Origin of the sequence: Variovorax beijingensis, from assembly GCF_003951285.1 — a bacterium.
GTDB lineage: Bacteria > Pseudomonadota > Gammaproteobacteria > Burkholderiales > Burkholderiaceae_C > Variovorax > Variovorax beijingensis.
In genome coordinates this window covers 114,601-140,736 of the sequence record NZ_RXFQ01000018.1, presented here as the reverse complement: position 1 = coordinate 140,736, position 26,136 = coordinate 114,601, and the positions used below count along the sequence as shown (strand labels likewise).

General features: G+C 66.4%; 27 protein-coding genes and 1 pseudogene. 11 read left to right on the top strand and 17 right to left on the bottom strand.

Features of this window, described 5'->3' with window-relative positions; translation table 11 throughout:
- Positions 1-449, top strand: a 449-nt coding sequence (locus EJO66_RS25865; protein WP_164547906.1) for an SMI1/KNR4 family protein, incomplete at its 5' end; no start/stop codon positions are given.
- A 97-nt stretch (positions 450-546) separates the two neighbouring features.
- On the opposite strand, the gene EJO66_RS32665 is transcribed toward EJO66_RS25865, so the two are convergent.
- Positions 547-687, bottom strand: coding sequence for a hypothetical protein (locus tag EJO66_RS32665; RefSeq protein ID WP_164547905.1), 141 nt, complete (start codon positions 685-687; stop codon positions 547-549).
- A 206-nt stretch (positions 688-893) separates the two neighbouring features.
- On the opposite strand from EJO66_RS32665, the gene EJO66_RS25860 reads away from it, so the two are divergent.
- The 4 genes from EJO66_RS25860 (at position 894) to EJO66_RS25845 (ending at position 4,873) form a co-directional block, all read left to right on the top strand.
- Positions 894-1,913, top strand: a complete 1,020-nt coding sequence (locus EJO66_RS25860) for an AraC family transcriptional regulator (protein WP_125966525.1) — start codon at positions 894-896, stop codon at positions 1,911-1,913.
- A 134-nt stretch (positions 1,914-2,047) separates the two neighbouring features.
- Positions 2,048-2,788 carry a nitroreductase gene (locus EJO66_RS25855; RefSeq protein WP_125966524.1) on the top strand — a complete coding sequence of 247 codons (741 nt, stop codon included), beginning with the start codon at positions 2,048-2,050 and terminating at the stop codon, positions 2,786-2,788.
- On the top strand, positions 2,785-4,437 hold the full coding sequence (locus tag EJO66_RS25850; RefSeq protein WP_125966523.1) for an AMP-binding protein: 1,653 nt from the start codon (positions 2,785-2,787) through the stop codon (positions 4,435-4,437). Before EJO66_RS25855 ends, EJO66_RS25850 begins: the two co-directional genes overlap by 4 nt.
- Complete coding sequence (locus EJO66_RS25845) at positions 4,430-4,873, top strand: MaoC family dehydratase (RefSeq protein WP_124962181.1); 444 nt, start codon at positions 4,430-4,432, stop codon at positions 4,871-4,873. The genes EJO66_RS25850 and EJO66_RS25845 overlap by 8 nt, the downstream gene beginning before the upstream one ends.
- A 5-nt stretch (positions 4,874-4,878) precedes the next feature.
- Here EJO66_RS25845 and EJO66_RS25840 read toward each other — a convergent pair whose 3' ends face one another.
- Genes EJO66_RS25840 through EJO66_RS25830 form a run of 3 tightly spaced genes read right to left on the bottom strand, consistent with a single transcriptional unit; the run spans position 4,879 to position 8,222 of the window.
- Positions 4,879-6,042, bottom strand: a complete 1,164-nt coding sequence (locus EJO66_RS25840) for an acyl-CoA dehydrogenase family protein (protein WP_125966522.1) — start codon at positions 6,040-6,042, stop codon at positions 4,879-4,881.
- Complete coding sequence (locus tag EJO66_RS25835; RefSeq protein ID WP_125966521.1) at positions 6,042-7,211, bottom strand: acyl-CoA dehydrogenase family protein; 1,170 nt, start codon at positions 7,209-7,211, stop codon at positions 6,042-6,044. The genes EJO66_RS25840 and EJO66_RS25835 overlap by 1 nt, the downstream gene beginning before the upstream one ends.
- A 42-nt stretch (positions 7,212-7,253) precedes the next feature.
- The gene (locus EJO66_RS25830) at positions 7,254-8,222 is read right to left on the bottom strand and encodes a Bug family tripartite tricarboxylate transporter substrate binding protein (protein ID WP_124962178.1); all 969 of its coding nucleotides are present in this window, start codon (positions 8,220-8,222) and stop codon (positions 7,254-7,256) included.
- Positions 8,223-8,368: 146 nt separating this feature from the next.
- Between EJO66_RS25830 and EJO66_RS25825 the strand changes: the two genes are divergently transcribed.
- The 3 genes from EJO66_RS25825 (at position 8,369) to EJO66_RS25815 (ending at position 11,251) form a co-directional block, all read left to right on the top strand.
- Positions 8,369-9,151 (top strand): IclR family transcriptional regulator, encoded by a 783-nt coding sequence (locus tag EJO66_RS25825; RefSeq protein ID WP_125966520.1) that lies wholly within the window; start codon positions 8,369-8,371, stop codon positions 9,149-9,151.
- The gene (locus EJO66_RS25820; protein WP_125966519.1) at positions 9,148-9,927 is read left to right on the top strand and encodes an IclR family transcriptional regulator; all 780 of its coding nucleotides are present in this window, start codon (positions 9,148-9,150) and stop codon (positions 9,925-9,927) included. The genes EJO66_RS25825 and EJO66_RS25820 overlap by 4 nt, the downstream gene beginning before the upstream one ends.
- A gap of 73 nt (positions 9,928-10,000) precedes the next feature.
- Entirely contained in the window at positions 10,001-11,251 is a 1,251-nt protein-coding gene (locus EJO66_RS25815) for a CaiB/BaiF CoA transferase family protein (RefSeq protein ID WP_125966518.1), read from the top strand.
- Positions 11,252-11,286: 35 nt separating this feature from the next.
- On the opposite strand, the gene EJO66_RS25810 is transcribed toward EJO66_RS25815, so the two are convergent.
- The 3 genes from EJO66_RS25810 to EJO66_RS25800 form a co-directional block, all read right to left on the bottom strand.
- A complete protein-coding gene (locus tag EJO66_RS25810) occupies positions 11,287-12,459 on the bottom strand; it encodes a serine hydrolase domain-containing protein (protein WP_124962174.1) in 1,173 nt (390 codons plus the stop codon).
- Between the two features lie 308 nt (positions 12,460-12,767).
- Entirely contained in the window at positions 12,768-13,637 is an 870-nt protein-coding gene (locus EJO66_RS25805; protein WP_125966517.1) for an NmrA/HSCARG family protein, read from the bottom strand.
- Between the two features lie 40 nt (positions 13,638-13,677).
- Entirely contained in the window at positions 13,678-14,616 is a 939-nt protein-coding gene (locus EJO66_RS25800; RefSeq protein ID WP_125966516.1) for an NADP-dependent oxidoreductase, read from the bottom strand.
- Positions 14,617-14,719: 103 nt separating this feature from the next.
- Here EJO66_RS25800 and EJO66_RS25795 point away from each other — a divergent pair, with 103 nt between their 5' ends.
- A complete protein-coding gene (locus tag EJO66_RS25795; RefSeq protein WP_125966515.1) occupies positions 14,720-15,601 on the top strand; it encodes a LysR family transcriptional regulator in 882 nt (293 codons plus the stop codon).
- Here EJO66_RS25795 and EJO66_RS25790 read toward each other — a convergent pair.
- From EJO66_RS25790 to EJO66_RS25780, 3 genes are read right to left on the bottom strand one after another with little or no spacing between them, the layout of a single operon-like run.
- Entirely contained in the window at positions 15,598-16,923 is a 1,326-nt protein-coding gene (locus EJO66_RS25790) for an NAD(P)/FAD-dependent oxidoreductase (protein WP_125966514.1), read from the bottom strand. The two genes, EJO66_RS25795 and EJO66_RS25790, sit on opposite strands and share 4 nt — an antisense overlap.
- Before the next feature lie 20 nt (positions 16,924-16,943).
- A complete protein-coding gene (locus EJO66_RS25785; protein WP_125966513.1) occupies positions 16,944-17,663 on the bottom strand; it encodes a cupin domain-containing protein in 720 nt (239 codons plus the stop codon).
- A 44-nt stretch (positions 17,664-17,707) separates the two neighbouring features.
- Positions 17,708-19,189 (bottom strand): aldehyde dehydrogenase family protein, encoded by a 1,482-nt coding sequence (locus EJO66_RS25780; RefSeq protein ID WP_125966512.1) that lies wholly within the window; start codon positions 19,187-19,189, stop codon positions 17,708-17,710.
- Between the two features lie 318 nt (positions 19,190-19,507).
- On the opposite strand from EJO66_RS25780, the pseudogene EJO66_RS25775 reads away from it, so the two are divergent.
- Positions 19,508-19,819, top strand: a pseudogene (locus EJO66_RS25775) (IS4 family transposase); the annotation flags it as partial.
- Here the strand turns inward: EJO66_RS25775 and EJO66_RS25770 are convergent.
- From EJO66_RS25770 to EJO66_RS25745, 7 genes are all read right to left on the bottom strand, one after another.
- Complete coding sequence (locus tag EJO66_RS25770; RefSeq protein ID WP_125966511.1) at positions 19,721-20,527, bottom strand: hypothetical protein; 807 nt, start codon at positions 20,525-20,527, stop codon at positions 19,721-19,723. The pseudogene EJO66_RS25775 and the gene EJO66_RS25770 overlap by 99 nt on opposite strands.
- Before the next feature lie 381 nt (positions 20,528-20,908).
- Complete coding sequence (locus EJO66_RS25765; RefSeq protein ID WP_125966510.1) at positions 20,909-21,232, bottom strand: type II toxin-antitoxin system RelE/ParE family toxin; 324 nt, start codon at positions 21,230-21,232, stop codon at positions 20,909-20,911.
- Positions 21,220-21,507 carry a CopG family ribbon-helix-helix protein gene (locus tag EJO66_RS25760; RefSeq protein WP_125966509.1) on the bottom strand — a complete coding sequence of 96 codons (288 nt, stop codon included), beginning with the start codon at positions 21,505-21,507 and terminating at the stop codon, positions 21,220-21,222. The genes EJO66_RS25765 and EJO66_RS25760 overlap by 13 nt, the downstream gene beginning before the upstream one ends.
- 463 nt (positions 21,508-21,970) lie before the next feature.
- The gene (locus tag EJO66_RS32660; RefSeq protein WP_164547904.1) at positions 21,971-22,108 is read right to left on the bottom strand and encodes a hypothetical protein; all 138 of its coding nucleotides are present in this window, start codon (positions 22,106-22,108) and stop codon (positions 21,971-21,973) included.
- Between the two features lie 75 nt (positions 22,109-22,183).
- Positions 22,184-22,957: a hypothetical protein gene (locus EJO66_RS25755; protein ID WP_240648781.1), complete on the bottom strand. Its 774-nt coding sequence runs from the start codon at positions 22,955-22,957 to the stop codon at positions 22,184-22,186.
- Positions 22,958-22,962: 5 nt separating this feature from the next.
- Positions 22,963-23,955 carry a hypothetical protein gene (locus EJO66_RS25750; RefSeq protein ID WP_125966507.1) on the bottom strand — a complete coding sequence of 331 codons (993 nt, stop codon included), beginning with the start codon at positions 23,953-23,955 and terminating at the stop codon, positions 22,963-22,965.
- A 429-nt stretch (positions 23,956-24,384) separates the two neighbouring features.
- On the bottom strand, positions 24,385-24,834 hold the full coding sequence (locus EJO66_RS25745) for a hypothetical protein (RefSeq protein WP_124961990.1): 450 nt from the start codon (positions 24,832-24,834) through the stop codon (positions 24,385-24,387).
- 328 nt (positions 24,835-25,162) lie between these two features.
- Between EJO66_RS25745 and EJO66_RS25740 the strand changes: the two genes are divergently transcribed.
- Positions 25,163-26,029 (top strand): alpha/beta fold hydrolase, encoded by an 867-nt coding sequence (locus EJO66_RS25740; protein ID WP_125966506.1) that lies wholly within the window; start codon positions 25,163-25,165, stop codon positions 26,027-26,029.
- Positions 26,030-26,136 lie beyond the last annotated feature (107 nt).

The window sequence follows — 26,136 nt, the reverse complement described above, 5'->3', positions numbered from 1 at the left end:
ATACTTGGTGGACACCATCGTCATGGACACAAGGCAGCAACTCAAGACGGGATCACCGCGCGCTTACCGCAGAGGCAATTGCAGATGCTGAGATCGAGCTCGGGGTACGGTTCCCCGATGAGCTTCGGGCGCTGTACCTCGAAGCTAACGGTGTAAGGGAGAGCGAGGGCAATGCTGCCTACTTGCTGCCCCTGTCCGACTTAGTCAGCACCACGAAGTCGGAGTGGGCCGAGTGGGAGGGGTTTCGACCAGAGTTCGACCTCAAGCCGTTCATCTTTTTCGGTCTTTCAACTAGCGATGAGGCGTGGGGAATCGACTGGAAGCAGCCGGGTAGGGTAGTTGCGTTCCACCATCACATGGAAGGCGCCTACGAGGTTGTCGGCACAAACATTGCCGCCGTCTACCTCTCGGATTTCACCCAGTTCAAAGACAAGTTCGCGTCATCTTGAGTGAGTGCTTTCTGTCAGCGGGAACGTCTGCAACGGGCCCATCTGAGACATTGGACCTCGCCCAAAACGGTCACGGAAAACCGTGCCGCCCCGCTTGCTACCACCCCTTGAAATTGGAGATCAGCACCTCGCCGACCGCCTGGTTGGCCTTGGCGCTGATGCCGCATCGGCTCTTGACGACCTCGATGCGAAACCCCGCGAACGTCTTCCGCATCCCAGGCGTGTCCTCGAGGCTCAAGATGAATTTCCCTTCGGGGCGGCCAGAAGGCCCGCCAGGCGCGCGAACTCCTCCCGGGTGAACACGCCTGCGCCATAGTCGTTTTCATTGCCCCAGTACGGCGGATCGCTTCACCAGCTTCGCCGAGGCCGGAATGACTAAGATCAGGCCGCGCCACCCCCACGGCCAGAGGCGCACCCTGATCAACCATTCCCCAGAGAGTTCGCATGAAGTCAGCAGGGCTGAAGGGCACCGTTTCCATTGAACTCGTGCACGAGGCGATTCGCGCCGCCGCGCTCAGGAACATGGACATCAGCGGCGTGCTCGAAATCGCCAGGCTGGATGGCGATCTGCTGAACGCACCGCGCGCGCGCATTCCGGCGGCTGCGTACTCGCGCATGTGGGTGGCCCTGGCCGATCTGATGGATGACGAGTTCTTCGGCCTGGACAGCCACGGGCTGCGCCGCGGAAGCTATGCGCTCATGACGCGTGCGGCAGTCAGCTCGGAGAACCTGGAGCACGCCTTGCGCCGGATCCTCCGGTTTCTTCACGCCACCCTGGACGACTTTCGCGGAGAGCTGGTCCGATCGGCGGACGAGGCGCGCGTGATCCTGCACGATGGCGGCGTGCTGCGCCGGCTGTTCGGCTACGGCACCTGGTTCATCCTCGTCCATGGGCTGGCATGCTGGCTCGTGCACAGGCGGATTCCCTTGCGCGAGATGCGGTTCCGCTGCCCGCCTCCCGTCGATGACAGCCACTACCGCACGCGGTTCTGCGAGAACCTGAAGTTCAACGCAGAGACCACGCACATCACGTTCGCAAGCGAGCTGCTCGATCTGAAGATCGCGGAATCTCCGCAGACCGTCGACAACTTCCTGCGGGCCGCGCCCGCCAATCTGCTGGTCAAGTACCGCAATGACTCGAGCACCGGCGCCCAGGTGCGGCACCGGTTGCGCAGCCAGATGCCCGATGCGTGGCCCGAACTGGAGACGCTTGCGCAGGAGCTCTGCGTCTCCGGCACCACGCTCCAGCGTCGCTTGCAACAGGAGGGGCTGAGTTACCAGCGGGTGAAGGACGATCTGCGGCGGGACATCGCGATCGATCTGCTGTCGAGCGCCACGTTGACGGTGGCTGAAGTCGCCGCCCGCACCGGCTTCCGGGAGACCAGCGCCTTTCATCGCGCCTTCAAGAAATGGACAGGCGTGAGCCCGGGAAGCTATCGCTCCTCTGCGCATACGCGGGATTGAGCCGCTGGCGCCCGCGCCCGCCAAAGTGACATCCGCATGCCCGAAAGCCCCGGCCAGATCGAGGCCTGCGGGCATGGGCATCGCATCCTTGCGGAACTAAGCTCCTCGGCAATCCAGCAACGAGGAACCCTGCAATGAATCGGATGATGGCGCCGCCGCTGGGCGCGCAGGCGCTGCGAGGCGCAGTCGACTGGGCGATTGCCACGCGGCGCAGCGTCAGGGCCTACTTGCCCAGGCCGGTGCCCCGGGAAGAGATCGAAGCGATTCTCTCGACCGCGCGCTACAGCGCCTCCGGCATGAACATGCAGCCCTGGCATGTGCATGTCCTGACCGGGCCTGCAAAGGCCGGCCTGTCCGCTGCGATCGCGGCGCTCGACGACGATCCCGAAAGATCAGGGGAACTGCTCGAGCCCTACGACTACTACCCGCGCGAATGGCTCTCCCCGTACCTGGAGCGGCGCCGCAAGGTGGGCTGGGACCTCTATGGGCTGCTTGGCATTGCCAAGGGCGACAAGCAGCGCATGCACCTGCAGCATGGGCGCAACTACCGCTTCTTCGATGCGCCCGTGGGCCTGTTCTTCACGATCGACCGCGCGCTCCAGGAAGGAAGCCTGCTGGACTGCGGCATGTTCCTGCAGAGCGTGATGATCGCCGCGCGCGGCCGCAGCCTTCACACCTGCCCGCAAGCCGCCTTCCTGAAGTTTCATCGCCGGATCGCCGAGTACCTGGAAATCCCTGCGGGCCGGATGCTCGTCTGCGGCATGAGCCTGGGCTACGCCGACGAGTCCTCCATCGAGAACTCGCTGGTCACCGAGCGGGAGCCGGTTTCCACGTTCACGACGTTCCACGACACCACGAAGGAGACAAGGGCATGAGCGCGCAATCCTATGCAAAGGGGCTCGATCGCTGCGAGGCCAACCATGTGCCGCTGACGCCGCTCGGCTTTCTCGACCGCGCCGCGCTGGCGCATCCGGAACGCTTGGCCGTGGTGCACGGCGACCTGGCGCGGACCTGGGCGCAGACGCGTGAGCGCTGCCATCGCCTGGCGTCGGCGCTGGTGGCCAGGGGCATCCAGCCGGGCGACACCGTTTCGGTGCTGGCGCCCAACACGCCGGCGATGCTGGAGTCGCACTTCGGCGTGCCGCTGGCAGGTGCCGTGCTCAACACTATCAATCACCGGCTGGACCCTGAAGGGATCGCGTTCATCCTGCGCCACAGCGAATGCAAACTGTTGATGGTCGACCGCGAATTCTCCGGGACGGTGGCCGCCGCCCTGAAGCTTCTGGACAGCCCTCCCGCGGTCATCGACATCAACGATCACCTGGCGCCGCCCGGTGAACGCATCGGCGAGACCGACTATGAATCGCTGCTGGCGAGTGGGGATCCGGAGTTCCCCGGCCGGTGGCCGAGCGATGAGTGGCAGCCCATCGCGCTGAACTACACCTCGGGTACGACGGGAGACCCGAAGGGCGTGGTCGCCAGCCACCGCGGCACCTACCTCATGAGCCTGCTGCAGATCACGAACTGGGCGATGCCGCGGGCGCCGAAGTACTTGTGGACACTGCCCATGTTCCACGCGAACGGATGGTGCTTCACCTGGGCCGTGACAGCGGCGGCCGGGACCCACTTCTGCCTGCGCCGGGTCTCCGCCGAAGCGGTGCTGGAGGCCATCGACACGCACCAGATCGATCATCTCTGCGCGGCGCCGGTGGTAATGGCCATGCTCTCGGATTCAGCGCAGAACACCAGGCTGTCTCGCAGCGTGCGGGTACTGACCGCGGGATCCCCGCCGCCGCTGGCCGTACTGAACGCCGTCCTGGCCATGGGGTTCGACGTGGAGCACGTGTTCGGCATCACGGAGGTTTGCGGCACGCCGGTGAGTTGCGAGTGGCAAGACGGCTGGGACGATCTTGCGCCGGCCGAGCAAGGCAGGCTGCAGGTGCGCCAGGGCGTGCGGGCCGCCATGTTCGAAGGCCTCATGGTCGGCGACGCAGACACGCTCGAACCCGTCCCTCGCGACGGGAAAACCGCAGGGGAGCTCATGCTGCGCGGGAACACGGTGATGATGGGCTACTTCAAGAACGAGGCGGCGACACGCAAGGCGCTCGCCAACGGCTGGTTCCGCACCGGCGACGTGGCGGTCCTTCATGGCAACGGCTATGTGCAGATCACCGACCGTTCGAAGGACGTGATCATTTCGGGCGGAGAGAACATCTCTTCCGTGGAGGTCGAGGATGTCGTTCATGGGCACCCGGCGGTCCTGCATGCCGCCGTGGTCGCCCAGCCCGACGAAAAATGGGGAGAGGTGCCGTGCGTGTTCATTGAGCTCAGGGCAGGCGTTGCGGCGCCCTCCGAACAGGAGATCATTTCGTTCTGCCGGGAGCGGCTGGCCCACTTCAAGTGTCCGCGCCGGGTGATGTTCGGCAGCTTGCCGAAGACGGCCACCGGAAAGATCCAGAAGTTCCGCCTGCGCCAGCAGGCCGGAAGCCAGGAGGCCATCACCGGCCTCGCGCGCCATGGTTGAGTTCGAGCCCGCTGCCGGTGCCCCTGTCGAACCCGGCTACCGCTTCTCGCGAACCCACACCTTCGACGAAGAACAGGTCAGGGCATTCGCCTTGGCCGCGGGAGACGAGAACCCGCTGCACCACGATGCGGCGTTCGCAAGAGGCACGCGCTTCGGCGGAATGATCGCAAGCGGCACGCACACCACCTCGCTGCTGATGGGACTGACCGCCACGCATTTCGCGAAGAAGGGAAATGTCCTGGGCATCAACTTCTCTGTCGATCTGCTGCGGCCCGTGTTGGCGAGCGAGACGGTGCTGATCGAGTGGAGCGTTTCATCGATCGCGGCCCGTCCAAGGGGCGGCAGCATCATCGAGCTGCAGGGATGCATGAAAGGATCGGACGACCGGACCCGCGTGCTCGCGCACGGCACCGTCCTGCTGACCTCGGGCGAGTGACGGCCTCAAGGACGCAGCGATTCCTTCAGGATGCGCCGCGCCAGCGTCGAGCGATGCACCTCCGACGCGCCGTCATAGACGCGAAAGGGCCGCATCTCGCGCAGGATCATCGACACGGGCGAGTCTTCCGACATGCCGAGCGCGCCCATGATCTGCGCGGCGCGGTCCGCCACGCGCCCCACCGCTTCCGAGACGAACACCTTGACCATGGCCGACTCGTGCTTGATGCTTTGCTTCGCATCGAGCTTGGCGGCCGCATGCCAGGTCATCAGGCGTGCGGCATGCAGGTCGATGTGCGAGTCCGCCACCATCGCCTGCACCTGCTGCAGCTGCGCGAGCGGCTGCCCGAACGAATGGCGCCGGTTGGCGTAGTCCTGCGCCAGCGCCATTGCGCGCGAGGCCCGGCCGATGAAGCGCATGCAGTGCGACAGGCGCGCCGGTTCGAGCCGCGCCTGCGCCTGGGCAAAGCCCTGGCCCGCCTCGCCCAGCACCGCGCCGTCGTCGACGAGGCAATCCTGCAGTTCGATCTCGCCATGGCCGCCGATCTGGAAGCCGTCGATGCTCGCGATGTTGCGCACCACGCGGTAGCCGGGGTTGCCGGCATCGACGATGAAGATCGTCGCGCCCTCGCCCGTCTTCGCCAGCACCAGCGCGAACGCGGCGCCGACCGCCCCGCTGATGAACCATTTGCGGCCGTTGATGACCCAGCCGCCGGCGCGGCGCTCGGCCACCGTCTGCAGCATCGACGGGTCGGACCCCGCGCCGGGCTCGGGTTCGGTCATCGCAAAGCACGACCGTGCCTCGCCGCGCGCGAGCGGCACCAGGTAGCGCTGCTGCTGCGCCGGCGTTCCTTCGGCCAGCAGGTTGATCATGTTGGGCTGGTCCGGCGGTGCGCAGTTCATGGCCAATGGCGCCAGGAAGCTCCGGCCCGCCTCTTCGAGGATGACCGAACGATCGCGCCAGGACAGGCCCAGGCCGCCCCACGCCACCGGCAGCTGCGGAGCGTAGATGCCGGCCTCCATGGCCTTGGCGCGCAACGAACGGACTGCGGCTTCCAGCGCGTCCAGGTCGTGGGCCAGCGCCGGGCACTCGCGCGCAATGGCCTCTTCCTCGACGAAGCGCCGGACCGCCTCGCGCAGCGCCGGAAGACGGTCGCTGTAGCCGAACATCAGGCGCCTTCGCTGCCGTAGCCGGCCTTGGCCAGCGTGCGCCTGGCGATGTTGAGCTGGTGGATCTGGCTCGTGCCTTCGTACAGCCGGAACAGCCGCACGTCGCGGTAGAAGCGCTCCATGCCGTGGTCGGCGATGTAGCCGTAGCCGCCCAGCATCTGCACGCTGCGGTCGGCCACGCGGCCGCACATCTCGGACGCGAAGTACTTGCAGATCGACGCCTCCATCGTCACATCGATGCCTTCGTCGCGCTTGCGTGCGGTGTCCAGCACGAGCGCGCGGGCCGCATGGATCTCGGTCTGGCTGTCGGCGATCAAGGCCTGGATCAGCTGGAAGCCCGAGAGCGCCTGGCCGAACTGCTTGCGCGTGGACACGAACGCCACGGCGTCCTGCAGCATGCGGATCGCCGGCCCGATGCACAGGGCCGCCAGGTGGATGCGCTGCTTGTTCAGCACCTTCATCGCCGTCTTGAAGCCCTGCCCTTCGCGCCCGCCGATGACGTTTTCCGCCGGCACGATGCAGTCGCTCATGTGCACCTCGGACACGGGCGAGCCCGCCTGCCCCATCTTCCGGTAGGCCGGCCCGGTGCTGAGCCCGGGCATGCCGCGCTCGACCAGGAAGGCCGTGACGCCGCGCGCCGACAGGTCGTGGGGATCGGTGCGCGCCATCACCGTGAAAAGGCCCGCGATCGGCGCGTTGGTGATGAAGCACTTGGTGCCGTTGAGCACGTAGTGGTCGCCCTCGCGCCGTGCCGAGGTGCGCAGCGACACGGCGTCCGAACCGGCTTCGGGTTCGGTCAATGCGAACGCGCCGGTCAGCTCGCCGCTGGCCAGCCGCGGAAGGTAGCGCCGCTTCTGCGCTTCCGTGCCGTCGGCCACCAGGGCTTCGGAACCGATGCCGGTGTTGGTGCCGACGCGGGCCCGAAAGGCCACCGAGCACTGCGACAGCTCCATCGCCGCCAGCACCAGCTCTTCGGTCGTCATGCCCGCGCCGCCATAGGCCTCGGGGATCGAATAGCCGAACAGGCCCTGCGCCGCCATGTCGGCCACCAGGTCGGCGGGCACTTCGTCGGCGTCGGCCACGCGCGCCTCGTTCGGCACCAGCCGCTCGCGCACGTAGCTGCGCAGGCTGCCAAGGAATTGTTCGAAGGCTGCGGGATCACGCTGCATGATGTGTTGCTCCTTGCTTCATGGGGTGGATGCGCGCGGACCTCAGTCCAGCTTGGTTCCGGTGGACTTGACCAGCGCCGCCCACGAAGCCGTGTCGGCCTTGATGAGCTCGGCAAACTGCGCCGGGGTGTTGCCGACCGGCTCGGCGCCCAGGGCCAGCAGCCGTTTGCGAAGCTCGGGCTTTTCCAGCGCCTTGGTCGTGGCGGCGTGCAGGCGCTCGACGATGGCCGCGGGCGTTGCAGCGGGCACCATCAGGCCCTTCCATGCACCAAAGCTGAAGCCCTTGACGGACTCGGCGACGGTCGGCACCTCGGGCGCGGCCGTGGCCCGCCTGTCGGTGGACACCGCCAGCGCCCTGAGCCTGCCCGCCTGCACATGCGGCCACAGCGCGGGCATGTTGTCGATCATCATCGCGATCTGCCCGGCCAGCAGGTCATTCATCGCGGGGCCTGTGCCCTTGTACGGGACGTGGACCATCGTGGTGCCGGTGAGCTGGTTGAACCATTCGCCGGCCAGGTGGGACGGGCTGCCGTTGCCCGCCGAGCCGAAGCTGACGTCGTTGGGCCTGGACTTGGCATAGGCAATGAACTCGGGCACCGTCTTCGCCGGAATCTTCGGGTGGACCGCCATCAGGTTGGGCTCCTGGATCAGCAGCGTCACCGGCCGCAGGTCCTTGGCCGGGTCGTAGGGCATCCTGGCGTAGAGGCTCGGGTTGATCACTGTGGGGCCGGCCGCCGCGATCAGCAGCGTGTAGCCGTCGGGCGCCGACTTGGCGACGTAGTCGCCGCCAATGTTGCCGCCGGCGCCGGCCTTGTTCTCGACGATGACGGGCTGCCCCAACTCGGGAGCGAGGGCCGCGGCCAGCAGCCGCGCCAGCACGTCGGTGGAGCCGCCCGGTGCAAAGGGCACGATGAGGCGAACCGGCTTGGCCGGATAGGCGGCCGGGTCGGCGTGCACCGCGGAAGCCGCGGCCAGCAGGCAGGCGGCAGCGAGCATGAACATCTTGCGCATGGGGAGTCTCCGGTTGGTTCTTTGCCAGGGCCCGGAGACTACGCAGCGGCATCACATATGGAAAACGATGTTTCTCTATCTTGAATGCCGCCGCTCGCCAGCGCGCCCTGCCGGACGTAGCATTCACCGCGCAACACGAGCCCCGCATGCCCGCCGCACGCCACCCCGACCCCGACTTCGCAACCACGCTGCAGCACGGCCTGCAGGTGCTGCACTGCTTCACCGTCGGCGAACCCGCCCTCGGCAACAAGGAACTGTCGGAACGCACCGGGCTGTCGAAGGCGACGATTTCGCGGCTGACCTACACGCTGGCGGCCCGCGGCCTGGTGGTCTTCGATGCGCACCTGCGACGCTATCGCCTGGGCTCCACGGCGCTCACGATCGGCTATCCGCTGATGGCGAGCCTGCGCATCCGGCAAGTCGCGCGCGGCCGCATGAAGCAGCTGGCCGACGAGGTGGGCGGCTCGGTGTCGCTGGGCATGCGCGACCGCACGCGCATGGTCTATGTCGAAACCTGCCGCGGCCACGACCTCAGCGCATGGCGGCCCGACATCGGCGCGGCCGTGCCGATGCTGCCCACGGCCATGGGGCGCAGCTGGCTCGCGCACGCGCCGCAACAGCTGCGCGACGCCGTGCTGGCGCAGATCGAAGCGTCGGAACCGGGCCAGGTGCAGCACTACGAAGCCGACCTGGTGCGGGCGCAGGCCGACCTCAAGCGCAAGGGCTTCTGCGTGTCGCGCGGCGCCTGGCGCAGCGACGTGCAGGCGGTCGGCGTGCCGATCCGCATTCCCCAGGACGGCGAGACGCTGGTGCTCAACTGCGGCGTACTCACGTCGCGGCTCGGCCCGCGCCAGCTCGAGCAGGGCGTGGGCCCGCGCCTCGTCGCACTCGCGCGCAGCGTGGAAGCCGACCTGGATGCCGTGCCATGAAAGATGTGGACACCAAGGACCGCCAGTTCGCCACCACGCTCGCGAGCGGCATCGACCTGCTGCTGTGCTTTCATGCCGGCGAGTCGAGCCTTGCGAACAAGGACTTCGCGCAGCGCACGGGCCTTTCCAAACCCACGGTCGCGCGCCTGACGCACACGCTGGCGCTGCTCGGCTACCTGCGGCGCGACCCGGCCGGCGCCAGGTACCGCCTGGGCGCGGCCGTGCTCGGCCTCGGCCATCCGCTGCTGGCCAGCATGCGCATCCGCCCGATCGCGCGGCCGATGATGGAAACGCTGGCGCGCGAGATCGAAGGCGCCGTCTCGCTCGGGCTGCGCCACCGCATCCACATGGTGTACGTGGAGACTGCGCGCAGCAGCGAAGACTTCGTGCTGACGCCCGACATCGGCGCGCCGCTTCCCATGCTGGCCACGGCCATCGGCCGCGCCTGGCTGGCGCGCGCCGCGCCCGAAGACCGGCTGTCGGTGCTGAACCAGATCCGCGTCGCCGCGCCGGCCGAGTTCGAGCGCCACGCGGCGGCGGCCGAGCTGGCGCGCGAAGAACTGGCGCGCGACGGCTTCTGCAGTGCCCGCGCCGACTGGCAACCGAACCGGCATGGCTTTGCCGTGCCGCTGCACGGCCTGGTGGACGGCATGCAGTTCGTGCTGAACTGCGCCGTGGCAACCAAGCGCGGCAGCTTTGCGCAGATGCGCCGGGAGGTCGCGCCGCGGCTGCTCACGCTGGCGCACAGCGTCGAGCTCTCGCTGGGGCTGCGATAGCACACCTCGGCGCGCATTCAGGATGTCGAAACTTGAGTTGCGGCAAATGGAGCGCGCCAACAGACTTCGATGCATGCCATCCGACGCCCTCAAACACACCACCGCCGAGCCCACGCCACCGCCCGCCACGCCGCAGGGGCCGCTGGCCGGCATCCGGATCCTCGACATGGCCACCGTGATCGCGGCGCCCTTCTCGGCCTCGCTGTGCGCCGACATGGGCGCCGAGGTGGTCAAGCTGGAACTACCCGAAGGCAACGACCCGCTGCGTTCGCTCTCGCCCACCACGCCGGATCACGCGCTGTTCTGGAAGGTCTCGAACCGCGGCAAGAAAGGCGTGTCGCTCGACGTGCGCAAGCCGGAAGGCCGTGCGCTGTTCCTGCGGCTGATCGCGTCCTTCGATGTCCTGGTCGAGAACTTCCGCACCGGCACGCTCGACAAGTGGGGGCTCGACGCGCCCACGCTGTGGTCGGTCAACCCCAGGCTGATCATCCTGCGCGTCACCGGCTTCGGCCAGACCGGCCCGTATGCGCAGCGCCCGGGCTTCGCGCGCATCTTCGAGGCGATGAGCGGCTTCGCCCACCTGACCGGCGAAAGCGGCCGCAGTCCGCAGCACATGAACTATCCGCTCGGCGACGTCATCGCGGGCCTGTTCGGTGCCTTCGCCATCTCCACCGCAATCGCGGAACGCCACCGCCACCCGGACGCACCGGGCCGGGAGATCGATCTCGCGGCCACCGAGGCCATGTTCCGGTTGCTCGAGGCCCTGCCGGTCGAGCACGAGGTGCTGGGGCAGGCGCGCAGCCGCTCGGGCAGCCGGGCCACCTACACGGCCCCGTCCAACATGTACCGCACGGCCGACGGCCACTGGGTCACGATCGTGGGATCGTCCGACCCGATCTTCAAGCGCATCTGCCAGGCCATGGGCCAGCCGGCGCTGGCGCACGATACGCGCTTTGCCACCACGCCGGACCGGGTGCAAAACATCGACGAGATCGATGCGATCGTGGCCGGCTGGTGCGAATGCCAGACGCTGGCAGAGCTGTCCGAGGCCCTGACCCGCGGCGGCGTTCCCCACAGCAAGGTCTATGCGGTGGACGACGTGATGGCCGACCCGCACTTCATTGCGCGCGAAGCCATCATCCGCTTGCCCGATCCGGACCTCGGGTCGCTGCCCGCCCCCGCGATCGTGCCGCGCTTCTCGGGCTTCAAGCCCGCGGCGCCGCGCACCGGGCCGGCGGCCGGCGAACACAACGCGGAGGTCTATGGGGCCCTGGGCCTTGGCAGCGAGGCGCTGGAGAAGCTGCAGCGCGAGGGCGTGATCTGAGGCAGCGCTGCGGCTGGCCTGAACATTCGCACCGCCTACTTGAGCGCCGCCACCACGGCATCAAAGAACGGCACCACCGGCAAGCTGCCGTTTCCCGCCGGGTCGGTCTGCGCGCCCCAGACGACGATGACCACCTTTTCCTTGCGGTTGATGTAGATCTGCTGGCCCATGATGCCGTTCGCGTAGAAAGCGCCGTCTGCGGCTGACGGGCCACTCGGCGGTATCCACCACAGGTAGCCGTAGTTGATCGAGTTGCCACCGGTCAGCACCTTGGGCGTGCCCGCTTCCGTGACCCATCCGACCGGCACCACCTGCTGGCCGGCAGCCACACCATCGTTCATCACGAACAGGCCGAAGCGTCCGTAGTCGCGCAAGGTGGCGCTGATGCCGCTGCCGCCGATCTCCACGCCGTTGGGCGAATCGAGCCACCAGTTGGCCTGCGCCTCCATCCCGGCCTTCGACCATATCTTCTCGGAAAGATACTGCGCCAGGGGTTTCTTGACGGCGTTGTAGACGATCTCGCCAGCCACCTGTGTTTCGCCAGTGCTGTAGTTGTAGACGGAGCCCGGTGCCGCCGCGCGCGGCAGCTTGCTCATGAGATCCATGGCCGAGCCCGGCTTCTGGCTGATCTGCGCCTCGAGCAACTGGCGGCGGTCGGAGTTCGGGTTGGTGTAGGTCTCATTCCACTGCGCGCCCGAAGCCATCATCATCACATTGCGGACCGTCGCACCATCGTAGGCGCTGCCCACCAGCCGCGGCACGTACTTGGTGACCTGATCATCGATGCTGGCAATGTAGCCGTCCTTCACGGCCGCCCCGATCAGCGTCGAGGTGACCGACTTGGCCACCGACATCGACATCCAGCGCGTGCGCTGCGTGTTGCCGTACTGATAGGTCTCATTGGCGATCTTGCCGTCCTTCAGGATGAGCAGACCGGCAACACGATTCACCGACATGAAGTTGGCGAGACTGTAGGTCGCAGCGCTCACCGTGAAGTTCACCTGCGTGAGCCGCGTGGCCGCAGCGGGCAACGCATGCGGCGTGCCGTCGGGCTCGACAGTGCGCGTGGGAAACAAGCGGTCGATGTTGCGGTAGGTGTTGACCGCCAGTTCAGGGGAGAGTGCGCCGTCGTAGATCTGGCGCACCGTGCCGATGGGCTCCAACGCATGCGGGTAGCTGTCGGCGTTGCCGTTGTCCGGAGTGGTCACGCCGCCATTTGCAGGTGGAATGCCGACGATCGGAAGAACAGCGCCGCCGTTCCCACCACCACCACCACCACCACCACCGCAAGCGACAACAAGCATCGCCGCTGCAATCAAGAGAACCGAAGGAGCCGCGCGCAACCCGTGCAATAGTACGAATGTCTTCTTTTGAACACCTTGATCCACGCGGCCCCCTTGTTGGTATGACGCCCGACGAGCGATGGCGATGCGCTTTCTCGCCTCGCCGCACGGCGGCGCGATGGTTGCATATGTCTGGCTCTGCCACAAGCGCAACCTGTCGCGAAGCGCGCCGCCTACGAAGCGGCAATGGCCTCCGCGACGAAGTCCGCGTACCTGCGCAGAGGACGGCCGAGCATGGCCTGCAGGCGATCCGCTGCACCGTCCGCACCGTGCATGCCGAACTTCTGGATCCCGGCCATCATCAGGCGCATGTCGTATGCCAGCCAGGACGGGCCCAGCGCGGCCATCTGGCCTTCGAAGGCCGCCACGTCATCGCCGCCGTAAGCCACTTCGCGGCCGAGCGCGACACTCCAGACCTTGGCCACCGATGCGCCGGTCAACAGCTCGGGGCCGACCAGCTCCAGCGTCACGCGCGGCGGTGGCGCGGGCGCGCGGTCGCGGCGCAGCAGTTCGGCGACGGCCGCGTCCGCGATGTCCCGCGCATCGATCATCGCAACGCCCGTGGAGCCGATCGGCATCGGGTAGACGCCGTGGCCCTGGATCACCTGCTGCACCATGCGCTCGTTCTGCATGAAGTAGGCCGGCCGAAGGATGGTCGCCGAAATGTCGAGGCTCTCGATCATTCGCTCGACCGTGTGCTTGCCGGTGAAGTGCGGCACGTTGGTGAACTTGTCGGCATGAATGACCGACAGGTAGACGACGCGCTCGATGCCCGCCTCGCGCGCCAGGTTCAGCGCGACGAGGGCTTGCGTCACTTCGTCGGGCGTGACGGCGTTCAGCAGGAACAGCGTGCGCACCGGGGACAGTGCCGCGCGCAGCGAGGGCACGTCGGTCAGGTCGCCGACGACCTCCTTGACGCCCGCCGGAAAGGCTTGCTTTCCGGGCGTGCGAACGAAGGCGCTGACTTCGGCGCCGGCAGCGGCCAGGCCTTGGACGACGAGGGAACCGATGGTGCCGGTGGCACCCGTGACGAGAACGCTCATGAAAATCTCCTAAGAAGTTGAAGAGGGATAAAAAGATCGATCAGCGCGAGAAGTCCGCGACCACCTTGCCGATGCGAGGGTCGGTGCGATTGCGTTCGATGGCCGCGGGGATGTCGCCGAAGCCCACAACCTCGCCGAGCTTCGAGATCAGCCTGCCTTCGGCGATCTCCGCGGCCAGCCGTTCCAGCAGGGCGGCGTCTGGCTTGTTCATGAACCACAGTCCGCGGCGGCCGGGCGGCGTGCGTGCCAGGATGTCGGGCGAGGATGTGCCGACGATCGCGCCGTCCTTCGCCAGCACCTGCCACGAGCGATCGAGCACTTCGCCGCCAACGTAGTCGAGCACCAGGTCGATGTCCTGCGCGACCGATTCGAAGCGCTGGGTCCGGTAGTCGATGACGTGAGCCGCGCCCAGGCTGCGCACGTATTCGAGGTGCGCGGTCGACGCCGTCGCGAAGACTTCGGCCCCTGCCCGCTTGGCGTACTGCACGGCATGGCCGCCCAGGCCTCCCGCCGCGCCGTGGATCAGGATCCGCTGGCCTGCGGCAATCGGGCCCGCGTGGTGCAGGCTTTGCCAGGCGGCCACGGCCGCCACCGGGACGCCGGCCGCATGGACGTCGTCCAGGCCTTGCGGCGTGCGCACCAGGTTCGCCTCGTCGACGGCCACGACATCGGCATAGGCGCCGAGGCTGCCCAGCGGCCCCATGACGCGATCGCCCACGCCAAAGCGCGAGGCCCCGGGGCCGAGCGCCTCGACGGTGCCCGCAAGCTCGATGCCCAGCACGGCGGGCAGTTGCAGCGGGAAGGCCCCCCGGACGAAGCCCTCGCGAACCTTCCAGTCGATGCCGTTCACGCCGGCGGCCCGGACGCGGACCAGGACCTGGCCCTCTCCGGCTGCGGGCCGCGTGATCTCGGCAATCTCGGCGGCGGCAGCACCGCCATAGGCCCGGATCAGCACAGCGCGTTGCGTGGTGATGGTCATTTCAATTTCCTCATTTCGAAGTTGCGATGAGGAGAAGATAGGTCGTTGCATTCGTAAAACGAAGACCCGAAAATGAAGACACCTCGTCTCAAATCCGGAACACATGGACCTGAACGCATTGACCGACTTCGCACTCGTCGCGGCGAATGGAGGCCTCGGAAAGGCAAGCCGCGCGAGCGGGCGATCGAAGGCGACCCTGTCCCGGCGCATCGCGGACCTGGAAGAGCAGCTCGGCGTGCGGCTCATCGAACGCAGCGCCCGCGGGCTCAAGCTCACGCAAGCCGGCCAGTTGCTGGTGGATCGCACCGAAGGGCCGATGCACGAGGTGGCTGACGCCATGACCTCCGCGCGCGAGGGCTTGTCGGTACCACGTGGGCGCTTGCGCATCGCCTCGCCGGTGCTGTTCTCCCAGCTGGCGATGGGCCGCATCGGCGCCGAGTTCTGCGCGGCCTACCCCGAGGTCAGCTGCGAGGTGGTGGCGGACGATCGCCTGGTCGACCTCGTCGAGGAGCAGTTCGACGCCGCGATCCGGATCAATCCAGGCCCCGACAGCAGCCTCGTGGGCCGGTGCTTCGCCAAGGACCGGCTGGTGGTCGTGGCTGCGCCCTCCGTGCCCATGCCGAAGCCAGGCAAGGGCAAGGTCAGCCCTGTTCCCGGCGTCGTTGCAACAACCTTTCAAGGCGGCAACTGGACGCTCGACGACGAACGCCTCGTCGTGGAGCCGATCCCGAGGCTCAGGCTTTCATCGTTCCTGATGATTCGCGACGCCGCGGTCGCCGGTGCCGGCGCCGCCCTCATCCCGCAGTCCATCGCGTGGAACCAGCTCACGCGCGGAGAACTCGTTCAGTGGGGCATGGTTTCAGGCGTGGAGGTCGCGCTCTGGGTCCTGCATACCTCGAGGCGACTTCCTGCGCCGAAGGTCCGGGCGTTCGTCGAATTCATGTGCAAGCAATATCCGCAGGGGTCGCTCGTGCTGAACGGCTAGAACTCAGCGACCTTCCCCCATGCCGACTTGCTGAAGCGCTCCGGCCGATACGGCACGGGATCGACGATCGGCTCGGCGCCGCTGGCAAGGTCCGCGATCAGGTGGCCGGCGCCAGGGCCGATGCCAAAGCCGTGTCCGGAAAAGCCCGCAGCCAGGATGAACCCCGGCATGCCCGGCACCTCGCCGATGCCGGGAACACCGTCCGGCGTGCTGTCGATGTAGCCAGCCCAGGCGTGCGTGATCCTGGCATCGCGAAGCTGGGGCAGCAGTTCGATGGCGCGGCGGTGGGTATCCCTGATGCTCACGGGATCGGGCTTCGGATCGAGGATGCGCACGCGTTCCATCGGCGTCGGCGCGTCGAGCCGCCAGCGCGCCAGCGTTTCATGGCCGCCCCGAATGCCTTCCAGGCCGCCCGGACGGAGGTTGCGCCAGCGCTTGGCGAACATGGGTACGAATTGCGGGGCGAAGCGCAGGAACTGTCCTGTCGGATCCACGCGCGCACGGCCGCTGATGGCCAGTGCATAGCGTCCGTCGTTGCGGCGCGTGGCGGACACGCCCCCGCTCACCACGGCATCCGGCAGGCGCTGCTCCACGGCAGACACGCTCAGGATGGATTGGCGGATCGAGGCCTGCGGAAAGCGGATGCCCAGCTGCCGGCAGAACGAGGACGCCCAGGCGCCACCAGCCATCACGGCCGTCCGGGTCTTGATGACCCCGGCTTCCGTGATCACCCCGCTGACCCGTCCGCCTTCCATCTCGATGCCGCGGGCCGCGCAATTCTGGTGGACGCTGCCACCGAGCTTGATGAGCGCAGCAGCCACGGCTGGCGCGGCCTTGCCGGGATCGGCGGTGCCATCGCTGGGCGAGAAGACGCCGCCTTTCCACGCGCGGCCGGTTGCATGGCCCCGCTCGGCGGCCTCGCGGCTGCTCAGCATGTGGGTCGTCACGCCCGCGGTTTTCGCAAAATCGCGCCAGCTGGCCCAGCGGGAAATTTCCGCCTCGTCATTGCTGAGATAGAGCAGCCCGCAGCGATGAAAGCCCGTGTCTTCGCCGCTCTCGGCGGCAAATTGTTCCCACAGGTCGAGGCTCTTGCTCGCCAACGGCAGCTCGCGGGCGTCGCGGTTCTGCTGCCGGCACCAGCCCCAGTTGCGGCTCGATTGCTCGGCGCCGATCCTGCCCTTTTCCACCAAGGCGACCGAAATGCCGCGCTTGGCCAGGTAGTAGGCGCTAAAGACGCCGATGATGCCGCCGCCGATCACGACGACGTCGGCCGAAGCCGGCAGCGTGGGCGAGGTCTGGATGTGGCGCAGCGGAGGGGACATGATGGATCTCGCTCGTGCGTTCAAGCCGCAACGCTCTGAACCACGTAGAACTTCGCCACGCGATCGCTGCTTTCCCACCCGATCGGTGCACCCTGGGGCACGAACAGCGCGTCGCCGGTCGCCGTGGAAAGCACGCTGCCATCGGGCGCTGCGAACCGCACGCTGCCGGCCAGCAGATGCATGAACTCGTTCATGCGATGCGGGCGAACGATCCGGTGGTAGGGGGTCGAGTCCCAGGTGCCCGCGAGGTACTGCGCGCCGTCGTCGGTGAAGACGTTGTCGCTGCGGCACTCCGGCGAGGGGCCCAGCAGCACTTGCGCGGGCAGCGTCGCGGAGGGCCTGAAGTTGGCCTCGGCGTGCAGGGGAAAGACACCGCGTTGGGTCGGTCTCTCGCAAGCGGCCGCGCAAAACACGAACCGCACGCGGGATGCGGCCTGGATATGAAGCGAGGTGCCGCATCCGATGACGGCGCCCGCCTGGGGACCGACCACCAGCGGGGCCGCCCCGGCCGCTGTCAGCGTCAGCTCGCCCTCGACCACGACGATGGTTTCGATGTGGGGATAGCTCGCGACTTCGAGCTCGCCAATGAAGCTGGTGCGGCCCGCGCTCATCGCGCCAGGTCCTTCCCACGCGATCTCGCGATGCCGCGCAAAGGGGTCGTCCTTGCCGAACGGCGCCCTGCGAAAGGCGGTCGAAAGAGGTGCGCCGCCGGCGCGGTGCAGTACGAGGGCCACGGTCATGATTGCTCCTGCGCGATGCGCGATGTCTTCTTCTGAAAAACCTGTCAGCCGCTGCGGGCCGCCGAGGCATCCTGGAAGCCGAGAATGGCCTTGGTTTCCAGGTACTCCTCGAGACCTTCGATGCCGTATTCGCGGCCGTTCCCCGAGCGCTTGTAGCCACCGAAGGGGGCATGGGGATTCCAGGCCGGATAGTTGATGTGCACCTGCCCGGACCGGATCCGCGCCGCGACGGCACGCGCCGCGACAAGGTCCTGCCCTTGCACGTGCGCGCCCAGGCCATAGACCGTGTCGTTGGCGATCTCCACGGCCTCGTCCACGTTGTCATAGGGAATGATCGCCAGGACGGGTCCGAAGATCTCCTCCTGCGCGATCTGCATCCGGGAATGCACCGCGGTGAAGATGGTCGCGCGGCAGTAGAAGCCGCGGCTCAAGCCCTCCGGCCGGCCCAGGCCGCCGCAGACAAGCTGCGCGCCCTCGGCAATGCCGACGCCGATCATTTCCTGCACGCGATCGAACTGCGCGCGATTCGCCACCGGGCCGTGGGTGGTCTGCTGCAAACGCGGATCGCCCACGACAAAGCTGGATGCCGCGTCGCGCGCGATCCGTTCAACCTCCTGGAGGCGCGCGCGGGGCACGATCATGCGGGTCGGTGCGCTGCACGATTGGCCCACGTTGCGGAAGGCGGCCGCCACGCCTGCCGGTACGGCACGCGCCAGGTCCGCATCCGGCAGGATCAGGTTGGGAGATTTCCCGCCAAGTTCCTGGGCCACGCGCTTCACCGTCGGGGCCGCCGCCTGGGCCACCAGGACGCCGGCCCGCGTCGAGCCGGTGATGGAGATCATGTCCACGTCCGGATGGGCCGACAGCGCGGCGCCCACCTCGGGCCCGTTGCCGCCCACCAGGTTGAACACACCGGACGGCGTGCCAGCGTCCTGCATCAGCTCTGCAAAGAGCAGGGCGCTCAGCGGCGACTGTTCGCTGGGCTTGAGCACCACCGTGCATCCCGCCGCCAAGGCGGGGCCGACCTTGGCGGTGATCTGGTAGAGCGGCCAGTTCCATGGCGTGATCAGGCCGCACACGCCGATGGCCTCGCGCACGATGGCCATGTCCCCGCGATGGGTGACGAACGCATAACTGCGCGCATTGTCGCGGGCCACGCGAATGTGCTCTGCCGCCACCGGCACCTGCGTGCTGCGCGCAAAGCCGATGGCAGCGCCCATCTCCAGCGAGATCGCCTGCGCGAAAAGTTCTGCACGCTCGAGGATGAGTGTGTGCACTCGGTCGAGAAGCACGGCCCTGCTTTCGGCGGCACTCGCGGACCATGCAGTGAAGGCGCGGCGCGCGGCGGCCACGGCCGCATCCACGTCTTGCGCGTCGCCCAGCGCGATGTCCGCAATGGGTTCCTCGGTCGACGGGTCGATGACACTGGCGCGGACTTGACTCTGCGGCACCACCCATTCACCGTCGATGAACACGCGGTGCAGGCGACCGGCGCTCCGGAGGGGTTCGATGATGGAGGAGTTCACGGCGTCGGTCCTTTGGATGCCCAAAAGTTTAGGCTGCGTGCCCCTCGCGCCGGTGCTGCAATGAGGGGCTTGCACAAAGCAGGCTGCGGTTGTGCGCGCCGCTGGCAGCAGATCCTGCCGTCGTGCGTACGTCCGGGCAGGCCAGTTTCCAGTTTCAAGTAGCTCAGAACCATCCTGAAACCGAATGGCACTTACTTTGAGCCGCTGAGCCTTCGGCGAGGCGTAAGTGCTTGATTGCAAAGGGAGGGTGGCTGACCCTGGATCGATAGGATGGTTGGTTACGAAGCATCCAAACCATCTCACCAAAGGCCAGCCAGCATGGATCGAAAAGCCCGAAGCGATTTGCATCAACGCCGCAGAGGCATTCAACGGCGGGCACGCACGACCGAGGCGGTGGAGTTCTTCAACATCCTGACGAGCCCGCAGCTGCTCGAGACGACCGAAGCGCTGCTGCCCGAGCATCGCGAGCGGCTGTATCCGCCGACGGTGACGCTGTCGATGTTCATGCGCCAGACGCCGGAGGCCGATGGCTCATGCCAGAAGGCGGTCAATGGCTGGGCGGCGCAGCGCGCGGCCGACGGGTTGAGCGCGTGCAGCGTTCGCACGGGCGCGTATTGCAAGGCTCGCCAGGGTTGCCACGTTGATGAAGGTGTCGATACGCGCATCGCGCTGCTGCACCGGGTTGAGGTGCTTGCCGGTCGCAAAGTTGTAGCCATCTGAGCGCAAACCTGCGACGCCGGAGCCCACGAAGCTCATCAAACCACCGACCGCCCTGCCTGTGATGCTGTTGCCCATCACATGCTGCACCTCGGGCGACAGCCATGTGCGCTCCCAGAAGGTAGGCGGCAGATTGGTGATGGTGCCGGCATAGGCGCCGTTCGGCGCCGGGTAGTTGGACAGCCGTGCCGCCTCGCTGACGTCGTATGAACCGTCGTCCTCGGCCGAAGCATTGACTGTGATCTCACGGAGAGTGATCCCTGTGTCGACCACAGGGCCACCAAGCGGCATCGAGGAATTTCCGCTTGCAAGCAACGCATTGCCCCGTGCCAGCAACTCCTCGTTCGTCATCCCGCGCAACGAGCCTCCAGCCGGAACTTGGTCGTTCGGATTGAGCATGTCAAGGCTCAACCTGTTCGAGTCCACACCGCCGCTGTAGCCCGGCCCGGCGGCCAACTGCACCCCACCCGCCATCGACAGATTCGCATACGGATTGGCAGAAGCGTTGCCCGCCGTGATCCAGCAGAAGTCCGGCTCCTGGTTGCTCGGCATGGCCGATACCCCCGCCCAGTTGTTGTTCTGCCTGAAGAGCGCGTCGAGCTCGTTTTCTCCGCTGCCCATGCTGCGGCCTGAGCTCTGCCCGTTCGCCCCCGCGATCGAGTCCCCCCAACGCATTGCCAAATGCATTTGGTCCGATGCACCGTCGTAGCCATGTCGCCCCGCGCGCCAGCACCCATGCGGGTTGGCGGGTGTTGGTCGACGCCAGCGCGCAGGCAATTGGCGCCCCGCGCGCACGCGGTAGCGCTTTTGGGGACGTCAGCGGCTAAGAAGTGAAGGCGAGTACAGGTTCGATGGACCCCGGAGCGGTCGCAATCACGCCGGCGTGGGCTCGATGCAATCGCTCAATAGGGCTATCGCACCAGGCAGGATATGAGTTGTGCCTGTACGGGCAGGCCTTGAGGAGGCCTGATCCCCAGGGCGATGGCAGGCCCTGGTTTCTTCTCAGCTGCCTGGGGCGGTTGACCCCGGCTCGTAGCCAACCTCACGCTGATGGCGCAGGGCCAGCACCGTGACCTCATCGCCCTCGCCCGCGTAACGATACAACGCCACGTAGCCGCTGGCGCCGAAGTCGATCACCCACTCGCGGTATTCAGGTGGCAGATCTTCCACCGGCCGCCCCACCATCGGCTGCTGACGCAGGACCTGAACGGCCTTGATGATCGTCTCAGCAGCACGTTGGGCGGCCGCCGGGTTCTTCGGGCGCAAGAACTCACGCGGCCGCTGCAGATCGCGCAGCGCCGCCGGCGCGAACCTCACTTGTGGCATGCAGGCGCTGGCAGCTCGTTGTCAGTGCCCCAGGTCTCCAGCCAAGCCATCACCTCGTTGCCCGAGACGTGCAGGCCCGTTTCCTCGAACTCCTCCCACGCCGCCACGGCGTCCTGGTGCAGGGACTGGCGCTTTTCTTCACGATCAACGTACTGGGCAATGGCCTCACGCATCAGCCAGTGAGGCGCCCGGTGGCGCGCCGTCGCCAGGCGCTTCAGGCGCACCTTGAGTTCAGGATCGAGCTTGACGGGCGTCGGGCTGATGGCGGTATTCATGAGTAATACTCTACCAGCATGTGCGATCTACTCTCGCTGGCGTGCGATCTACTCGCGCCTTGGCCGGCCGCGCCGCTGAGCGGCTTCACAGGAGCAAGCGGCTAAGAATGGAAGGTGAGCGCGGCCCTGATGGGCGGTGCTGGCGGCTGCGATCATGGGTCCGTGGGAGCGATGGATCACCCAATGAACTCACCACACAGGGCAGGATATGTGAAGCGCTAGCACTTCCCTCCTGCCCTGTATTCGCGCCTTCGGCGCTCAATCGGGAACGCGCCGCACAGACGTGCGGCCCGATCTCAGATTCCGTTGAGCACCGCAGGTGCGAATGAGGCAGCGATGAAGGCCGTAGGCCTACATCGCATATCCTGCCCTGCATCAGGGATCCATTGGACAAGGCAGCAGTGCCCTCAGATTTCGGAGGCGCGGTCGTATCCGAGGGCAGGCGACATCGTCAGCGATCCGGTCAGCCTGGCGTCCTGACGGCTTCGCCCAGCTGCGTAAGAACGGCTGCACGGCCGTCACCTTTTTCCAAGTACGTTCGGAATGTCTTCTTCTTGCTTTTGTTCTCGGTGCCAGCGCACCAAGCCTTGAACAATGCCATGTCTCCTCCTCCGTTCTTTGTGAGTTCCGGTCAGACTGGCTGCCCATCGATCCGCTCCGCTTGACTTCTCGTCCGTCATCCCGCCGCCTGCGCAGGCAGTTCAATTTCGTATGCTTGGGCTATACGGGCTACCAATTCGGCGACGGCGACGTTGCCGAGCTGCAGCGTTTTCGGGTCGATGGACGTGTCCGCAGCAACGGCAACAAGGAACTGCGTCATGTCGGCGCTGATCTTTTCATCGACCGCGATGCGTGTGGCGGGCGCGAGCAGTTGTGAAAGGCGCAGAACATCGTTGAGGTGCTTGCGCACGTCCTTGGCGTCCACCTTGGCGCCCTGCTCTTTTCGCGCCGTGAGTTCCAGCCACGCGACGGCCTTGAGCGGGATCAGGCGGTCTTCGCCGACCCAGGGCAGGCCATCGACTTCGCGGCGCCCAGCCATGATGAATGCGTAGTAGACCTCGTCCAGCAAGATGGCAGACAAGCTGGAGACGGCTTCGTCGAGTGGTATGGGTGTCAGCTGACTGCCATCAGCCGGTTGCAATCCGTCGGGGGCTCTCGCGAACAGCTCGACCATCGCCGGGTAGCGAGCATCAGCGGGCTTCTGGAACCGATAGAAGATTGGTTTTCCGGTGTCGCTGGCCTGGCGGATTTCATAGCCGCCGTCCTCGACGAATTTCCAGAAGGCCTCGCCAAATGCCGGGGTCAGCGCCTCCACATGCAGGACGATGTCCAGGTCTTTGGTGGCTCGGAATTCCAGCCCGGCCTCCTCCATCGTCAAGGTCGCGGCCGTGCCGCCAATCAGGACGTACTGGTCGACGTATGCCGCAAACCGCTCCTGGAAAATGTCCAAGCCTCTCACCATGGAAGTTGTCCTTTCAGTTCATCCAGTGCGAGCTGGATTCGGTCGTCGGCGTTCTCCTGCAGGCTGAGCGTCAGCGAGAGCGGGTCCACCGTGTTGGCGTCTGGCACCAACGCCGGGCTGTAATTCCACAGCTGCCATTCTTGGGCGCCCGCTTCAGGTTCAGGCAACTCGCGAACGCCGGCATCCGTCGCAGCCTTCCAGTCAGCGGCGGTCAACGCAAACACCGGCCATTTCGGCTCGGCCAGCATGGAATAGCGCGCGAGCGCGCTCAGACCCGCGAGGCGGCTGGGCCGGTGTGCAACGATGCCATGGGCGGCCACCCAGACCGTACGCCTGACCGGCGTCCGCAGTGCGGGCTTCGCACGCTCCCAGACCTGCGCCGGCGGGAGTTCCATTCGCAGCCAGCGCGAGCGGCCGATTGTGTATGCCGTAGCCAGCCCGGCCGCAGTCAGTTCCTTGACCGCGCGTGACAGTGTCATGGGCGTGTAGCCCAAGGCGACTGCGACCTTGGAGGGCTGCCAATCGGATTGCCACGGCTGGCGCAGCAAGGCGGTGATCAGCATGGCTTGCGCGGAAGGGCTCAGCGCTTCCGTGGCCGGCGCGCGCCGCCGAAAATACTCGCGCAGGTCCAGACCCAGGTCCGGCAGATAGAGTTGGTTGCCCGGCACGATGAAGGGGACTTTTTGCTCGATCAAGCGTCGACGGTCGTAGGAGGCCAGTGCATCGGTGACGTAGACCGCCGGCTGACCGGCCAGGGCCTGAACCTTGTCCAGCCAGGTCCGGACTTCGCTGAGGGACTGCTTGGCCTCCGCGCGCCCTATCGCCAGGACAATGGGCTGCCCCAGCAGTTCGAGCTCGCTGAACTGGAAGGCATCGCGAAGGAAGTACGGCAGTTCGTTTGCACGCGCCCACGGCTTCACGGCTGGCGCTTCAATGCCCAGGACCTCATGGAGGTAGCGCAGAACGGCGGTCGCGAGGGTTGGCAAGGCTCATCCTGAATAACATTAGTTCCGCACGATAACATATTAACTGTTATCGTGCAAACTGGCGTTATCATGGCGCTGTTGACTGTTCCCGGCCCATGCCGAGCCGTCCGAGAAACCAGACATGATCGGAACGAGGACTCGCGATTCCCTCGCACAATTCCTGGACCAGCGGTTGCGCGTGGCAAACGTGCGACATGACGACAGGCCTCAGATTTTGTCGGTATTTTTGTAGGTACCAATGCCATCAGAACCGCCAGAAGCGAGCGCCCATGCGGTCTCTAGCCGAATATTCGATCCCCTCCGGGCCCTGGTCGGCGGCTCCACGAACCGTTGAGCCAGTGCTCCACGTAGCTGGCGCGATTGATACCTCCGACTCGCGGCTTCTCGCCGCGGCGCGGGGTGGGTGATGCGCCGTTGCCGGCGCTTCGTTCAATCCGCAGCGAGGCGCTTGAACACCGCCTGAAGCAAGCCGAGATTCGACGCATCCGCGGCCACGGCGTCTCGGCGGAACGAACTGCTGTCGTAGGGCGAATAGCTGTTGATGGGGTTGTCGATGGCCGGACGCACCGGCACGACATAGGTGCGAAGCTTCCCATCGAAGCTGTACCGCTCGTTGTTGCGCGGCAGAGGCGTCAGCGCCGAATCCGCTGCCAAGGTATTGGCAAGATGGCGCCTGACGCTTTCCGTGTCGACGCCATAGGGCCCTGCGCTCTCCACGACAACGCTCTCCGGTCCGGTGCGAGCAGCCAATTTTTGGATGACGAGACTCTCGTTGGCCGCCTGGCTGGCGACCTCACCGGCGAGCACGGAAGTCACGGCGAAGAGCGAACTGGCGCAGAAGGCGAGTGCCATGCGGCCGAAAGGGAAATCCAAACTCATCAAGAACTCCTTCGCCTGGACGGCACTTCGGAAATCGATGTTATAGCCGAACGGGTCGACCTGCCCGATGAAGGCGTCGATTGGCTGGTACGGCTTTGGCCGTTTTTGTGACTGCAGGAACGCAGCCCGAAGTGGACATCAAGGTCAAGGCATGCCTGCCGTTCTCGAACCGGTGCCGGAGGGATTCCGCGCCTCGGCAATCCGGGGACACACGGTAGCGACCTGCGCTGACATGGCCCGGATTTCTTCACGCCAGGATTCAGGCATGGGACCCAAGAAGTCATGCACCTTGGAACGAAAGCTCCTCCCGAGCAGGGCGGGCGATGGCATGAAAACAGAACGACTTCGTCTGTCCGGCGGCACCGAGTTGTCGTTCACCACCGCGGGCGAGGCGTCCAGGCCCGCCCTGCTGCTGCTGCACGGAACCCCGAACTCGGCCCGCCTGTTTCGGGCGGTCATGCCCGCGCTGTCTCAGGCCGCTTTCGTGATCGCTCCGGATCTGCCCGGCCACGGCGAGTCCGACCCGCTGCCGGCCCCCTCGTTTCCCGCCATCGGCCAGGCGATCTCCGAACTGCTGGACTCGTTCAAGATCGGGCCGCGTTTTATCTATCTGCATGATTGGGGAGCGCCCGTGGGCCTGCAGATCGCGATGCAGGCGCCAGAGAAAGTCCTGGGCCTCATCGTGCAGAACGCCAACGCGCATCGAACGGGGTGGGGACCGGGATGGGCCGCAACGCAGGCCTACTGGTCGCAGCCCACCTCAGAAAACCAGGGGGCGGCTACCGCGCACCTGACCCTTGACGGCACCCGCGACACTTACATCGCCGGCGTCCCACCGGAAGTGGCCAGGCGCATCCCTGCTGAACACTGGAAAGAGGATTGGCGGGTGATGAACCTGCCGGGCCATATGGACACTCAGCGGGCGCTGATCGCGGACTATGGGAACTATGCCGCCCGCTTTGGCGCCATCGCCAAGTACCTCGAGCGCTGGCAGCCCCCTGCCCTCATGGTGTGGGGAAGGCACGATACCTATTTCGACCTTGCCGAGGTCCTGTCCTGGATGCGTGCGCTGCCCAGGATGGAAGCCCATGTCCTGGACGCAGGCCACCTGCTGCTCGAAACCCATGCGGCCGAGGCCGCCGCGCTGATGCTCGACTTCATCAGGCGTCCCCAGGCACCTGCCGCGCGCGCATGAGGTCCATGAGCGAGCTCGCGGTGGCTTTGCCGGCGAGCCGAAGTGATCCTGATTGACAATCTAGGACACACGTCCTACAGTTTGCACCTTCTTTAGGTCAACTGTCC